Here is a 13385-nt window from a genome sequence, read left to right as displayed (position 1 = left end):
AATCCGCCTGCCGCGCCGGTTTGCGCCATGGCCTCTGCTGCCCCTAAGATGGCGGCGCCTCACGGATAACAAGAAAACCTAAAAAAATGCGTGATCTGACCGACGATGTGGCGCTGATGCGCCCGGTAATCGATGCCTTGCGTGCCAGCGGAACCGACCCCGACCGGGTGTTGGCGCGCGTCGGCCTGCCGCCCGGCGGCCTGCCTGCCGGACGCTTCCCGCACAGCGCCCAGGCGCTGTTCTGGAAAGCCGCCAGCGAAGAGTGCGGGCAGGAGCATGTCGGCCTGTTCCTGGCCCAGCACCTGCCGGCCTTCCATGGCCTGCTGCTGGAATACCTGTTCCTCTCCAGCGACACCTTCGGCAGCGGCCTGCGCCATGCCCTGCGCTACGTGCGCCTGCTCTCCGACACGCTCAACGCCGGCCTGCAGGTGCAGGGCGAACGCGCCGTGCTCAGCCTGGGCCTGGCGCCCGATACGCCGCGGCACTTTCCCGAAATGCTCGCCGGCGCGGTGATCCGTCTGTTCGACGCCCTGACCGAAGGCGCATTCGTCGCCCGCGAGGTGCGCTTGATGCATGCCGCAGGCGCACCGGCGGCGCGCTACCAGCAGGTCTACGGCTGCCCCGCACGGCTCGGCGCCGAGGACTACGCCCTGGTGTTCGACGCCGCGGTGCTGGACAAGGCCTCGCGCCATGCCGCGCCCGAACTGCTGCGCATGCACGAGTCGCTGGCGCGCCGGCAACTGGCCGAGGTGGAGCGCCTGGACCTGGTGCGCCAGGTGCGCGAGCTGATCGGCGAACTGCTGGTCGATGGCGGCGCCACCCTGGAGCAGGTGGCGGCGCGGCTGAACATGCCGGCGCGGCGCCTGCGCGAGCGCCTGGCCATGGCCGGGGTGCGCTTCAACGACCTGATCACCGACTACCGCTGCCGCCTGGCCAAGGAGCTACTGCTGAAGACCGACGAGCGCATCGAAGTGATAGTCGAGCGCACCGGCTTCTCCGAACCGAGCACCTTCTACCGCGCCTTCAAGCGCTGGGTCGGCGAGACGCCGGTGGAGTTTCGCAAGCGCGGCAAGGCGTGAGGCGACGTTTCGCTCTGGTGGGCTGAAGCCCACCCTACAACCGACGCCCTCCTGGATGGGCCGGGCGGCGCTCCGCTTCAGCCCACCAATTCCACTCAGGCGCCCAGCAGACTCTGCCCGCACACCCGCAGCACCTGCGCGGTGACCGCGCCGGAGCCGGGCTGGGCGAACCAGGCCACGGCCTCGGCGACGTCCTGTGGCAGGCCGCCCTGGCTCATCGAGTTCATCCGCCGCCCGGCTTCGCGGATGCCCAGCGGGATGGCGGCGGTCATCTGCGTCTCGATAAAGCCCGGCGCCACCGCGTTGATGCTGATGCCGCGCTTGGCCAGCGCCGGCGCCCAGGCCTGGGCCAGGCCGATCACTCCGGCCTTGCTCGTCGCATAGTTGGTCTGGCCGAGATTGCCGGCGATGCCGCTGATCGAGGCGATCAGCACCACGCGGCCGTTGTCGTGCAGCTTGCCGGCGTCCAGCAGGGCCTGGGTCAGCACTTGCGGGGCCTGGAGGTTGACCGCGATCACCGAGTTCCAGAAGGCATCGCTCATCTTCGCCAGGGTCTTGTCGCGGGTGATGCCGGCGTTGTGCACGACGATATCGACGCCATCCGGCAGCGCCTCGACCAGACGCTGCGGCGCCTCCTCGGCGCAGATATCCAGGGCCACGCCGCGCCCACCCAGGCGCGCGGCCAGGGCCTCGAGCGCCGCGGCGGCCGGCGGCACGTCGAGCAGGATCACCTCGGCGCCGTCGCGCGCCAGCACTTCGGCGATGGCCGCGCCGATGCCGCGCGAGGCGCCGGTGACCAGCGCCTTCTTGCCGGCCAGCGGCCGCGTCCAGTCGCGCACCTGCTCGGCGCAGGCCCCCAGGCGCAGCACCTGGCCGGAGACGTAGGCGCTCTTCGGCGACAGGAAGAAGCGCAGCGCGCCTTCCAGCTGCTGCTCGCCGCCCTTGCCGACGTAGAGCAGCTGCACGTTGCCGCCGCGGCGGATCTCCTTGCCCAGCGAGCGGCTGAAGCCTTCCAGCGAACGCTGCACGCTGGCGGCGACAGGGTCCTTCAGCGATTCCGGCGCGCGCCCCAGCAGCACCACCCGCGGGCACTGGCCCAGGCCCTTGAACGCCGGCTGGAAGAAGTCGCGCAGCTCGATCAGTTGCTCGAAGCGGGTCAGGCCACTGGCGTCGAACAGCAGCGCCTTGAGCTTGGGGCCGTGCTCGGCGGTCCAGCGTGGCAGCTCCAGCTGGCCTTCGCGGGCGGCGAACAGCTGATCGGTGAGCTTGTTGGCGAAGGGCTGCACGGCCTTGAGCAGGTCACCTTCGCCGCCGAGCAGCAGGGCGCCGTCCACCGGGCGCATGCGGCCGGCCAGCCAGCGCTCCAGGCGCAGCGGCGCCGGCAGGCCGAGGGCGCCGACCAGGCGGCGGCCGGCGGCGGAGTTGGCGAAGGCGAGGTAAGGGTCGGACATGAACGGGCTCCTGTGGGCGAATCAAAGAACGTGTCTACGATTTCGCGAGCTAGAGCCATGCAAGGCGAAAACAGGCGAGGACGCGGAGTTTACGAGTTGTAAATGAGCAGTCCGAGCCTGTTTTCAACGCAGCAGGGCCGACGCGCAGCAGATCGTAGACACGTTCTAAAGTCGTGCCACTCTACGCAGTGACGGGCCAAGCGCAATTGACCGCACTGCCTGGGGCCGCGGCAAGGCGGCCAATGCAGATGCGGCTGCGCGCGCTAGCCTGTAGCCCAATCTTTATTCGCAAGGAGTCAGCATGGCCCAGCTACGCCGGGTCGCCATAGTCGGCGGCAACCGCATCCCCTTCGCCCGCTCCAACACCGCCTACGCCACGGCGAGCAACCAGGAGATGCTGACCAGCGCCCTCGAGGGCCTGGTGGAGCGCTTCAACCTGCACGGTGAGCGCCTCGGCGAGGTGGTGGCCGGCGCCGTGCTCAAGCACTCGCGCGACTTCAACCTGACCCGCGAATGCGTGCTCGGCTCGCGCCTGGCGCCCGAGACCCCGGCCTACGACCTGCAGCAGGCCTGCGGCACCGGCCTGGAGGCGGCGCTGCTGGTGGCCAACAAGATCGCCCTGGGGCAGATCGACTGCGGCATCGCCGGCGGCGTCGACACCACCTCCGACGCGCCGATCGGGGTCAACGAGGGGCTGCGCAAGATTCTGCTGGAGGCCAACCGCGGCAAGCGCACGCTGGACAAGCTCAAGAGCCTGCTGCAGATCCGCCCGCGCCACCTGGCCCCGGCCATCCCGCGCAACGGCGAGCCGCGCACCGGGCTGTCGATGGGCGAGCACTGCGAGCTGATGGCGCAGCGCTGGGCGATTGCGCGCGACGAGCAGGACCAGCTGGCCCTGGCCAGCCACCAGAAACTCGCCGCCGCCTATGCCGAAGGCTGGCACGACGACCTGCTCACGCCGTTTCGCGGCCTGACCCGCGACCAGAACCTGCGCGCCGACATCAGCGCCGAGAAGCTGGCCAGCCTCAAGCCCTGCTTCGAGCGTGGCCCGCGCGGCACCCTGACCGCGGCCAACTCCACGCCGCTGACCGACGGCGCCTCGCTGGTGCTGCTGGCCAGCGAGGACTGGGCCAAGGCGCGCGGCCTGCCGGTGCTGGCCTACCTGCGCGACGGCGAGGCGGCGGCGGTGGATTTCGTCCGGGGCCAGGAGGGCCTGCTGATGGCGCCGGTCTATGCCGTGCCGCGGCTGCTGGCGCGCAACGGCCTGAGCCTGCAGGACTTCGACTACTACGAGATTCACGAGGCCTTCGCCGCCCAGGTGCTGTGCACCCTCAAGGCCTGGGAAGACGCCGACTACTGCCGTGAGCGCCTGGGCCTGGACGCGCCGCTGGGCGCCATCGACCGCAGCCGGATGAACGTCAAGGGCAGCTCGCTCGCCGCTGGCCACCCCTTCGCCGCCACCGGCGGGCGCATCGTCGCCAACCTGGCCAAGCTGCTTGCGGCGGCCGGGCAGGGGCGCGGGCTGATCTCCATCTGCGCCGCCGGCGGTCAGGGTGTGACCGCGATCCTGGAAAAGTAATCCAATGTCGGTGAGCGCAAGTCATCGCGCTCACGCGATGTAAGCAACTCCGTGAATTGGGGCGGCCCGCGCGATGCGCGGCCGCCTATTTTTTGGCCTGCCATTCCTGGTGGCCAGCCTGCGGGCCGTCGCTGCGCGACGGTGAAGGATGCTCCCGACGTTTTTGCTCGGCCGTGCCGCCCACCTGTAGGGTGTCGCGGGGCCGCCTGGGCCGTGCGCACCGCCCATACCCCAGCCTGCGGTAGCCTGCCGCGCGGCAAATCACCACAGCGTCAAGCACGCCCAGACCCGCTAGTCTTTTCGTCGTGGATTGATCCAGGTCAATACAACCTTCGTGGGTTTGCGCCTGCGGGCCATTGGGCCCGACCTCCGCTGCGCCTCGCTCGACAAGAACAATTGCGCCTTGCTGTGACTCCAACGCCTGGAGTCTGTGGCCCGGCAGACCGTGCCGGGTCCGAGATAACCTGTATGAGGATGTGCCATGTTCGGTTTAGAGGCCCTCGATCTCGCCCGAATCCAGTTTGCCTTCACCATTTCCTTTCACATCATCTTCCCCGCCATCACCATCGGTCTGGCCAGCTACCTGGCCGTACTCGAAGGCCTGTGGCTGAGAACCGGCGAGACGGTGTACCGCGACCTCTACCACTTCTGGGCGAAGATCTTCGCGGTCAACTTCGGCATGGGCGTGGTCTCCGGCCTGGTCATGGCCTACCAGTTCGGCACCAACTGGAGCGCCTTCTCCGACTTCGCCGGGGCGGTCACCGGCCCCTTGCTGACCTATGAGGTGCTCACCGCCTTCTTCCTCGAGGCGGGCTTCCTCGGCGTCATGCTGTTCGGCTGGAACCGCGTCGGCCCAGGCCTGCACTTCTTCTCCACGCTGATGGTGGCGATCGGCACGCTGATCTCGACCTTCTGGATTCTCGCCTCCAACAGCTGGATGCACACCCCGCAGGGCTTCGAGATAGTCGACGGCCGGGTGATCCCGGTGGACTGGTTCGCCGTGGTGTTCAACCCCTCCTTCCCCTACCGCCTGGCGCATATGGCCACGGCGGCCTTCCTCGCCACCGCCTTCTTCGTCGGCGCCTCGGCGGCCTGGCACCTGCTGCGCGGGCGCGACAACCCGGCGATCCGCAAGATGCTGTCGATGGCGGTGTGGATGGCGCTGATCGTCGCGCCGGTGCAGGCCTTTATCGGCGACCTGCACGGCCTCAACACGCTGAAATACCAGCCGGCCAAGATCGCCGCGATGGAAGGCCACTGGGACAACAGCAGCGGCGAGCCGACCCCGCTGATCCTGTTCGGCTGGCCGGACATGGAACGCGAGGAAACCCGCTTCAAGGTCGAGATTCCGGCGCTGGGCAGCCTGATCCTGACCCACAGCCTGGACAAGCAGGTGCCGGCGCTGAAGGAATTCGCGCCCGAGGATCGGCCCAACTCCACCATAGTGTTCTGGACCTTCCGGGTGATGGTCGCCATGGGCCTGCTGATGATCCTGGTCGGCCTCTGGGGCACCTGGCTGCGCTACCGCGGCCGCCTGTTCGCCTCGCGGCCCTTCCTGCACCTGGCGGTGTGGATGGGCCCGTCCGGCATCCTGGCCATCCTCGCCGGCTGGTACACCACCGAGATCGGCCGTCAGCCGTGGATCGTCCAGGGCCTGATGCGCACCGTCGATGCCTCGTCCGGGCACAGCTTCGCGCAGATGAGCCTGACCCTGGCGCTGTTCGTGGTGGTCTACTTCGCCCTGTTCGGCGCCGGCATCGGCTACATGCTGCGCCTGGTGCGCAAGGGCCCGCGGATCGACGAGGGCCAGGAAGTCACCCAGGGCGGCCCGGGCCAGCCGCGCACGCCGTCGCGGCCGCTGTCGGCGGCGCAAGAGGACTTCGACGACACGGAAACCGATCTGCCGGGCGGGAGGGCCTGAACATGGGTATCGATCTTTCGCTGATCTGGGCGGTGATCATCGCCTTCGGCGTGATGATGTACGTGGTGATGGACGGCTTCGATCTGGGCATCGGCATCCTCTTCCCCTTCGTCCGGGACGAGGGCGAGCGCGACGTGATGATGAATACCGTGGCGCCGGTGTGGGACGGCAACGAGACCTGGCTAGTGCTCGGCGGCGCGGCGCTGTTCGGCGCCTTCCCGCTGGCCTACGCGGTGGTGCTCGACGCCCTCTACCTGCCGCTGATCCTGATGCTGCTGGGGCTGATCTTCCGCGGCGTGGCCTTCGAGTTCCGCTTCAAGGCCAAGGCGGCCAAGCGTCACCTGTGGGACAAGGCCTTTATCGGCGGCTCGCTGACCGCGACCTTCTTCCAGGGCGTGGCGCTGGGCGCCTATATCGACGGTTTCGAGGTGGTCGAGCGGACCTATGCCGGCGGCGCCCTGGACTGGCTGACGCCCTTCTCGCTGTTCTGCGGCCTGGCGTTGATCGCCGCCTACGCGCTGCTCGGCTGCACCTGGCTGATCATGAAGACCGAAGGCCGCCTGCAGCTGCAGATGCACGACCTGGCGCGGCCGCTGGTGTTCGTCCTGCTGGCGGTGACCGGCATCGTCAGCCTGTGGACGCCGCTGGCACACCCGGAGATCGCCGAGCGCTGGTTCAGCCTGCCGAACCTGTTCTGGTTCATGCCGGTGCCGGTGCTGGTGCTGGTCTGCACCTGGGCGCTGCTCAAGGCGGTGGCGGAAAACGCCCACTACTCGCCCTTCCTGCTCACCCTGGTGCTGATCTTCCTCGGCTACAGCGGCTTGGGGATAAGCCTGTGGCCCAACGTCATCCCGCCGTCGATCAGCATCTGGGAAGCCGCCGCGCCGCCGCAGAGCCAGGGCTTCATCCTGGTCGGCGCGCTGTTCATCATCCCTTTCATCCTGATGTACACCGCCTGGAGCTACTACGTGTTCCGCGGCAAGGTGACCCAGGAAGACGGTTACCACTGAGGGCGCGCCATGCACGATGCCGAGAAGAAACCGCTGTGGCAGCGCCTGGGCTGGCTGGTATTGATCTGGGCCGCCAGCGTGCTGGCCCTGGGCGCGTTGTCCTGGTTGCTGCGCCTATTCATGCAGGCGGCGGGGATGGGCACACCCTAGCAGGCCGTTGAAAAACGTAGGCGAGGCAGCCAGCGCAATACCGATGGCAGCCCCGCAAAAACAGGCGAAAAGCGGCTGGGGTCGCAGGCGACTTTACGAGTAGTAAATGAGCATTTTGAGCCTGTTTTTAACGCCGCGATGGCAACGTAGGTAGTTTTTCCACGGCCTGCTGCTCAGCCGCCGGACTCGCCCTGCAACTGCTCGAGCAGCAGTTGCAGCTGGGCCAGGCGCGCGCCGGGGTCGTCCTGCTGCAGCACCTGCAGCTTCTGCCCCGGCTCCAGCGGCAACAGGTAGGCCAGCTGGTTGGCCAGTTGCGCCTGGCCGACGGCCACGCCGCCCATGCCCAGCGAGGCCACCAGCGGGTGTTCGGCCAGCGCCGCCAGCAGCGCGGCGAGGTCGGCATGCTCGGCCAGCAGCGGGCATTCCGCGGCCTCATCCAGCCAGTCCACCTCGGCGATGGTCAGCTGATCCGGCAGCACCTGGGCGCTGCGCACCCGGAAACGCCGACCACCTTCGACGCGAATCCCCAGCAGGCCGTTGGGCCGCTGCTGGAAGTCACGCACCAGCGCCTCGCACCCGATGGCGGCAAAGCTGCTGGCGGCCTCGCCGACCTCCTCGCCCTCGACTATGCAGACCACGCCGAAACCGCTGCCCTGCTTCATGCAGCGGCTGATCATGTCCAGGTAGCGCGCCTCGAATATCTGCAGATCGAGCATGCAGCCGGGGAACAGCACGGTGTTGAGCGGAAACAGCGGCAGATTCATCGTCACCTCACAGCAGCAGAACAATCGCCAGCGGCAACAGCACGGCGGTGATCACGCCCATCAGGCTCATGGCCAGGGCGGCGAAGGCGCCGCACTCGTCGCTTTCCTGCAACGCCCTCGCCGTGCCCACCGCATGCGCGGTGATGCCCAGCGCCATGCCCTGCGCCGCCGGATGCTGGACCCCGCACAGGCGCAGCAACGAGGGCCCGACGATGGCGCCGATGACCCCGGTGATCATCACGAACACCGCCGCCAGCGCGGCGATGCCGCCGATCTGTTCGGCCACCAGCATGGCGATTGGCGAAGTCACCGATTTCGGCGCCATGCTCATCAGCATCAGCCGCTCGGCGCCGAACAGCCAGGCCAGCCCGGCGCCCAGCACCGTGGCCAGGGTGCCGGCAATCAGCAGGGTCAGCACGATCGGCCAGAACAGCTGGCGGATGCGCCGCAGGTTGAGGTACAGCGGCACCGCCAGGGCCACGGTGGCCGGGCCGAGCAGCAGGGTCAGGGCCGCGACGCTGCTCCTGTACTCGGCGAAGCTCAGGCCGCAGACCAGCAGGATGCCGATCACCGTCAGCATCGACACCAGCACCGGCTGCAGGAACACCCAGCGGGTGCGCTCGTAGGCGGCGATGGCCAGCTGGTAGGCGCCCAGGGTGATGCCGATACCGAATAATGGGTGATGGGTCAGCGCCTGCCAGGCGCCCTGCCAGTCCGGACTCATGCCTGCTCCCGGCGCTGCTGGCGCTCGATCAGTTTCTGCATCAGCCAGCCGGCGAAGGCCACCGACAGCAGCAGCGACAGCAGCAGCGCGCCGACCACCGCCCAGAAGTCGGCGAGGATGTCGCCGGCATAGGCCATCACCCCCACGGCCGGCGGCACCAGGATCAGCGGCAGGTACTTGAGCAGGCTGCTGGAGGCGACGCTGAGCGGCTCGCCCACCTCGCCGCGCAGCATGAGGAAGACGAACAGCAACAGCATGCCGATGATCGGCCCGGGCAGCATGGGCAGCAGCAGGACGTTGAGGGCGGTACCGAGCAACTGGCACAACACCAGCCAGGACAGGCCGCGAAGCAGCATGGGCAAAATCTCCGAAAGGTGCGATGCCGAATGGCGGAAGCTGTTTGCGCTCTCCAACGCAGCAAAGCCACCGCGCAGCAGATCGCCAACGGGTTCTCAGGGGTATTCGGGCATCTTCAAGGACATGCCGGCCATTATAGGCGCGATGGCCGCGCGCTGGCCCCTGTCTTGCTTCGCCTGCCGCGCCTATGCCGCGTCATTCAGTGCGGCGAGCCAGGCTTGACCCGGTGCCGGCCTCGTGATGATCTAGCCGGCAAGGGTTCCACGCAAAAACAACAACACCCGCGTCCTCAAGGAGGAACTATGCCGTTCGTACCCGTAGCAGAGCTCAAGGACTATGTTGGCAAGGAACTCGGCAAGTCCGAGTGGCTGACCATCGACCAGCAGCGCATCAACCAGTTCGCCGAATGCACCGGCGACCACCAGTTCATCCACGTCGACCCGGAAAAGGCCAAGCTGACCCCCTTCGGCACCACCATCGCCCACGGTTTCCTGTCGCTGTCGCTGGTGCCGATGCTGATGGAAGGCATCATGATCATGCCCCAGGGCCTGAAGATGGCGGTGAATTACGGCCTCGACAGCGTGCGCTTCATCCAGCCGGTGAAGGTCGATTCCAAGGTGCGCCTGACGGTGACCCTGACCGACGCCAATGAGAAGAACCCCGGCCAGTGGCTGCTCAAGGCCCGCGCCGTGCTGGAGATCGAAGGCCAGGAAAAACCGGCCTATATCGCCGAACCGCTGACCCTCTGCTTCGTCTGACCCCTCGCGGCGGGCTCCGCCCCGCCCTTCGCCGAAGCGTGCGGCGCAGCAGCGCAAGCGCCCGCGCTTGCGGCATACTGCCGGCAATGCCCCGACCCGGACGTCTGCCATGAAGCCGCTTGCGCTGCGCCTACTGCCCCTCTGCCTGACCCTGCTGCTCGGCGGCTGCGACGAGGCGCGCAGCCTGCTGCCGGCCGATGCCGTGCTGCCCGACGGCGCGCAGTACCGCGGCGAGATAGTCGACGGCCTGCTGCAGGGCCCGGGGCGTCTGGACTACCGCAACGGCAGCTGGTTCGTCGGCCAGTTCAAGGACGGCCAGCTCGACGGCCCCGGCGAATGGCAGGGCCCGGGCGGCGAACATTACCTGGGGGAATTTCGCCAGGGCATGTTCCACGGCCAGGGCACCCTCACCTACAGCGACGGCAGCCGCTACCAGGGCGGTTTCGCGCGCAACCGCTTTGCCGGCGAGGGTCTGCTGGAACAGGGCGACCAGCGCTACCAGGGCGAATTCGCCGACGACCGTTTCCACGGCCTGGGCAAACTCGAAACGGACGACGGCAGCAGCTTCCAGGGCCAGTTCGTCAACGGCCAGCCGGAAGGCCAGGGGGTCCGCCGCGACGCCTACGGCAACCAGTTCAGCGGGGTGTTCAGCCAGGGCCAGCTCAACGGCCAGGGCAGCTTCAGCAACGCCGAGGGCGACACCTACAGCGGCGGCTTCAAGGACAGCGAGTTCCACGGCAAGGGCCGCTACCAGAGCGCGGCTGGCGACGTCTGGAGCGGCGAATTCAGCGCGGGCGTGCTCGACGGCCCGGGCGAGTACATCGGCAGCGACGGCAGCCGCTATGTCGGCCAGTTCGAGGAGTGGCGCTACCAGGGCGAGGGCCTGCTGACCCTGGCCGACGGCAGCCACTACCAGGGCCAGTTCGTCGCCGGCGACTATGCCGGCAACGGCACCCTGACCCTGGCCGACGGCAGCCGCCAGGCCGGCACCTGGCAACGCGGCCGGCGCGTGCGCGACGAACAGGGCCAGGCCCTGCCGGATGCCCTGGAACTGGGCCTGCTGCAGCAGGGCCGACTGCTCGACGAGGCCATCGCCGCGCTGCCCGCCTCCACCCCCGCGCGCGAGCTGTACGCCCTGACCCTGGCCGGCGACGGCAAGCAGAGCGTGTTCATGCGCGAGGCAGACTACGTCAGCCGCCTGCTGCGCGAGCGCTTCGGCGCCCACGGCAGCATCAGCCTGATCAACCACCGCGACCACCTCGCCGACCGCCCGCTGGCCACCCGCGAGAACCTCAGCCGCGCGGTGCAGGCCCTGGCCGAGCGCAGCGGCGAGGAAGACCTGGTGTTCATCTACCTGACCAGCCACGGCTCGCGCGAGCACGAGCTCAACCTCGACCAGCCGCGCCTGCAGCTGGCCGACCTGCCCGCCAGCGAGCTCGCCGCGCTGCTCGCCCCGCTCAAGCAGCGCCACAAGGTGGTGGTGATCTCGGCCTGCTATTCCGGCGGTTTCATCCCGCCGCTCAAGGACGACAAGACCCTGGTGATGACCGCCGCGCGCGCCGACCGGGTATCCTTCGGCTGCAGCGAAGAGAACGACTTCACCTACTTCGGCCGCGCCCTGTTCGCCGAGGCCCTGGGAGAGACCGACAACCTCGAACGCGCCTTCGAACTGGCCAAGGAACGCGTCGCCGAACGCGAACAGGCCGACGACTATCAACCCTCCGAACCGCAGATCTGGGCCCCGCGCGGCGTGCTCCAGCACTGGCGCAGCCTGCGCCAGAGCCAGGCCGAACGCGCCCTCAGCGCCGTGGCCAGCAACGACGCCAACGACTAAGCTCAGCTGTAACGGACAAGAGACAACTGCATGTACCTGACCCCGCAGCACATCCTGCTCGCCGGCGCCACCGGCCTCACCGGCGAACACCTGCTCGACCGCCTGCTCAGCGAACCCACCGTGGCCCGCGTGCTGGCACCGACGCGCCGGCCGCTGGCCGCCCACGCCCACCTGGACAACCCGGTGGGCGAGTTGGCCGAGCTGCTGCCGCAGCTGGCCGGGCCCGTCGACACCGCCTTCTGCTGCCTGGGCAGCACGATCAAGCAGGCCGGCTCGCAGGAGGCCTTCCGCGCCATCGATCACGACCTGGTCCTGGCCTTCGCCCGCCGCGCCCGCGAGCTGGGCGCACGGCATCTGCTGGTGGTCAGCGCCCTCGGCGCCGATCCCAATTCCTCGGTGTTCTACAACCGCGTCAAGGGCGAGACCGAACAGGCGCTGAAAGCCATGGACTGGCCGCAACTAACCATCGTCCGCCCCTCGCTGCTGCTCGGCGCGCGCCGCGAGTTCCGCCTCGGCGAACGCCTGGCCGCGCCGCTGCTGCGCTGGCTGCCGGGCAAGTACCGCGGCATCGAGGCCTGCGCCCTGGCCCGCGCGCTGTGGCGCCTGGCCCTGGAGGAAGAGGACGGTGTGCGCGTGATAGAGTCCTCCGACCTGCGCCGCCTGGGGCGCTGACGCCGTGGACGAAGCAATGCAACCGACAAGCCTGATCGAAGCCCTGCAAAACGCCGACATGCTGGAGATCGACGGCCTGCACGCCTGGCAGTTCGACCTCGACACCGAACTGCTGGCCCAGGTCAGCTCCGGCTCCGGCAGCGCCGACAGCGCGACCAAGCCACTGCTGCAGGTGCACTGCATCGACGGTCGCGAGCGCCGCCTGTGGCAGTTCTCCCTGGCCGCGGTGCAGGCCGCCCGGCACGTCGCGGAGGACGACAGCTGGCGCCTCGACGGCAGCGACGCGAGCCACAGCCTCAAGTGCTTCGCCGCCTTTCGCGGCGACAACGAGACTGACGACGCCGACGAGGCCTGAACCGTGGGCCTCTACGAGCGCCATATCCTGCCGCACCTGATCGATTTCGCCTGCGGCATGGGCGAGGTGATGAAGGTGCGCGCGCAGCTCGTGCCCCTGGCACGCGGACGGGTGCTGGAGATCGGCATCGGCAGCGGCCTCAACCTGGGGTTTTATGATCCGCAGCGCGTCGAGAGGGTGGTCGGCGTCGACCCGTCCGCCGCGATGCAGGCCCTGGCCAGAAACCGCGCCGCCGCCTGCGCGGTGCCGGTGGAAATGATCGCCCTGGAACTGGGGCAGATCCAGGCCGAGGACGCCAGCTTCGACGATATCGTCTGCACCTTCACCCTGTGCACCATCCCCGACGCCGTGGCGGCCCTGCGCGAGATGCGCCGCGTGCTCAAGCCCGGCGGTCGCCTGCTGTTCGGCGAGCACGGCCTGGCCCCGGACCTGCCGGTGCTGCGCTGGCAGAAGCGCCTGACGCCCTGGTGGAAACCGCTGGCCGGCGGCTGCCACCTGGACCGCGATATCCCCGCGCTGATCGAAGCCGGCGGCTTTCATGTCCGCCAGCTGGACAGCGGCTACCTCAAGGGGCCGCGGCCGATGACCCATGTCTATCGCGGCTGGGCCGACTAGCAGGGGCCGTTGAAAAACCACCTACGTTTTTCAACGGCCTGCCAAGCTCGCATCCTCGCCGCGGCAGGCCATACTGCAACTCAGGTTGTTGGACCTCCACCGAAGGGAAGCCGACT

General features: G+C 68.5%; 14 protein-coding genes. 10 read left to right on the top strand and 4 right to left on the bottom strand.

All coding sequences use genetic code 11. The features are described 5' to 3' along the window. Positions 1–86: 86 nt before the first annotated feature. Positions 87–1079, top strand: a complete 993-nt coding sequence (locus AC1G9C_RS03835) for an AraC family transcriptional regulator (protein ID WP_122108110.1) — start codon at positions 87–89, stop codon at positions 1077–1079. A gap of 95 nt (positions 1080–1174) precedes the next feature. Here AC1G9C_RS03835 and AC1G9C_RS03830 read toward each other — a convergent pair whose 3' ends face one another. Next, positions 1175–2530, bottom strand: a complete 1356-nt coding sequence (locus AC1G9C_RS03830) for a 3-oxoacyl-ACP reductase (RefSeq protein WP_480409492.1) — start codon at positions 2528–2530, stop codon at positions 1175–1177. A 301-nt stretch (positions 2531–2831) separates the two neighbouring features. On the opposite strand from AC1G9C_RS03830, the gene AC1G9C_RS03825 reads away from it, so the two are divergent. The 4 genes from AC1G9C_RS03825 to AC1G9C_RS03810 all read left to right on the top strand — a co-directional run bounded on the left by AC1G9C_RS03825 (position 2832) and on the right by AC1G9C_RS03810 (position 7190). Then, a complete protein-coding gene (locus tag AC1G9C_RS03825; RefSeq protein ID WP_480409491.1) occupies positions 2832–4109 on the top strand; it encodes an acetyl-CoA C-acetyltransferase in 1278 nt (425 codons plus the stop codon). A 481-nt stretch (positions 4110–4590) separates the two neighbouring features. Further along, positions 4591–6030 (top strand): cytochrome ubiquinol oxidase subunit I, encoded by a 1440-nt coding sequence (locus tag AC1G9C_RS03820; RefSeq protein WP_480409490.1) that lies wholly within the window; start codon positions 4591–4593, stop codon positions 6028–6030. 2 nt (positions 6031–6032) lie between these two features. Further along, positions 6033–7040: a cytochrome d ubiquinol oxidase subunit II gene (cydB, locus tag AC1G9C_RS03815; RefSeq protein WP_021443069.1), complete on the top strand. Its 1008-nt coding sequence runs from the start codon at positions 6033–6035 to the stop codon at positions 7038–7040. A 9-nt stretch (positions 7041–7049) separates the two neighbouring features. Continuing rightward, a complete protein-coding gene (locus tag AC1G9C_RS03810; RefSeq protein WP_021443070.1) occupies positions 7050–7190 on the top strand; it encodes a DUF2474 domain-containing protein in 141 nt (46 codons plus the stop codon). Between the two features lie 173 nt (positions 7191–7363). Here AC1G9C_RS03810 and AC1G9C_RS03805 read toward each other — a convergent pair whose 3' ends face one another. From AC1G9C_RS03805 to AC1G9C_RS03795, 3 genes are read right to left on the bottom strand one after another with little or no spacing between them, the layout of a single operon-like run. Then, complete coding sequence (locus tag AC1G9C_RS03805) at positions 7364–7954, bottom strand: LON peptidase substrate-binding domain-containing protein (protein ID WP_021443071.1); 591 nt, start codon at positions 7952–7954, stop codon at positions 7364–7366. 7 nt (positions 7955–7961) lie between these two features. After that, the gene (locus tag AC1G9C_RS03800) at positions 7962–8678 is read right to left on the bottom strand and encodes an LrgB family protein (RefSeq protein ID WP_480409489.1); all 717 of its coding nucleotides are present in this window, start codon (positions 8676–8678) and stop codon (positions 7962–7964) included. Then, complete coding sequence (locus tag AC1G9C_RS03795; protein ID WP_021443073.1) at positions 8675–9034, bottom strand: CidA/LrgA family protein; 360 nt, start codon at positions 9032–9034, stop codon at positions 8675–8677. Before AC1G9C_RS03795 ends, AC1G9C_RS03800 begins: the two co-directional genes overlap by 4 nt. A 303-nt stretch (positions 9035–9337) precedes the next feature. On the opposite strand from AC1G9C_RS03795, the gene AC1G9C_RS03790 reads away from it, so the two are divergent. From AC1G9C_RS03790 to AC1G9C_RS03770, 5 genes are all read left to right on the top strand, one after another. Then, a complete protein-coding gene (locus tag AC1G9C_RS03790) occupies positions 9338–9793 on the top strand; it encodes a MaoC family dehydratase (protein WP_003240173.1) in 456 nt (151 codons plus the stop codon). 109 nt (positions 9794–9902) lie between these two features. Next, on the top strand, positions 9903–11627 hold the full coding sequence (locus AC1G9C_RS03785; protein ID WP_480409488.1) for a C13 family peptidase: 1725 nt from the start codon (positions 9903–9905) through the stop codon (positions 11625–11627). 30 nt (positions 11628–11657) lie between these two features. Then, on the top strand, positions 11658–12299 hold the full coding sequence (locus tag AC1G9C_RS03780) for an oxidoreductase (RefSeq protein WP_397495979.1): 642 nt from the start codon (positions 11658–11660) through the stop codon (positions 12297–12299). A 16-nt stretch (positions 12300–12315) separates the two neighbouring features. Continuing rightward, on the top strand, positions 12316–12654 hold the full coding sequence (locus AC1G9C_RS03775) for a DUF5629 family protein (protein WP_021444398.1): 339 nt from the start codon (positions 12316–12318) through the stop codon (positions 12652–12654). 3 nt (positions 12655–12657) lie between these two features. Then, the gene (locus AC1G9C_RS03770; protein WP_480409487.1) at positions 12658–13269 is read left to right on the top strand and encodes a class I SAM-dependent methyltransferase; all 612 of its coding nucleotides are present in this window, start codon (positions 12658–12660) and stop codon (positions 13267–13269) included. Positions 13270–13385: the final 116 nt, after the last annotated feature.

The sequence above is a fragment of the Pseudomonas sp. ABa2 genome, from assembly GCF_056676075.1.
The sequence above is the reverse complement of the archived record's forward strand: the minus strand, read 5'-3'. Positions and strand labels throughout refer to the sequence as shown.

Excerpts from the sequence above, each read along its gene's own strand:
- AC1G9C_RS03780 (WP_397495979.1), top strand. The coding sequence starts at position 11,658 with ATGTACCTGACCCCGCAGCACATCCTGCTCGCCGGCGCCACCGGCCTC.
- AC1G9C_RS03790 (WP_003240173.1), top strand. The coding sequence starts at position 9,338 with ATGCCGTTCGTACCCGTAGCAGAGCTCAAGGACTATGTTGGCAAGGAA.
- AC1G9C_RS03785 (WP_480409488.1), top strand. The coding sequence starts at position 9,903 with ATGAAGCCGCTTGCGCTGCGCCTACTGCCCCTCTGCCTGACCCTGCTG.
- AC1G9C_RS03825 (WP_480409491.1), top strand. The coding sequence starts at position 2,832 with ATGGCCCAGCTACGCCGGGTCGCCATAGTCGGCGGCAACCGCATCCCC.
- AC1G9C_RS03820 (WP_480409490.1), top strand. The coding sequence starts at position 4,591 with ATGTTCGGTTTAGAGGCCCTCGATCTCGCCCGAATCCAGTTTGCCTTC.
- AC1G9C_RS03800 (WP_480409489.1), bottom strand. The coding sequence starts at position 8,678 with ATGAGTCCGGACTGGCAGGGCGCCTGGCAGGCGCTGACCCATCACCCA.
- AC1G9C_RS03830 (WP_480409492.1), bottom strand. The coding sequence starts at position 2,530 with ATGTCCGACCCTTACCTCGCCTTCGCCAACTCCGCCGCCGGCCGCCGC.
- AC1G9C_RS03795 (WP_021443073.1), bottom strand. The coding sequence starts at position 9,034 with ATGCTGCTTCGCGGCCTGTCCTGGCTGGTGTTGTGCCAGTTGCTCGGT.
- cydB (WP_021443069.1), top strand. The coding sequence starts at position 6,033 with ATGGGTATCGATCTTTCGCTGATCTGGGCGGTGATCATCGCCTTCGGC.
- AC1G9C_RS03835 (WP_122108110.1), top strand. The coding sequence starts at position 87 with ATGCGTGATCTGACCGACGATGTGGCGCTGATGCGCCCGGTAATCGAT.
- AC1G9C_RS03805 (WP_021443071.1), bottom strand. The coding sequence starts at position 7,954 with ATGAATCTGCCGCTGTTTCCGCTCAACACCGTGCTGTTCCCCGGCTGC.
- AC1G9C_RS03810 (WP_021443070.1), top strand. The coding sequence starts at position 7,050 with ATGCACGATGCCGAGAAGAAACCGCTGTGGCAGCGCCTGGGCTGGCTG.
- AC1G9C_RS03775 (WP_021444398.1), top strand. The coding sequence starts at position 12,316 with ATGCAACCGACAAGCCTGATCGAAGCCCTGCAAAACGCCGACATGCTG.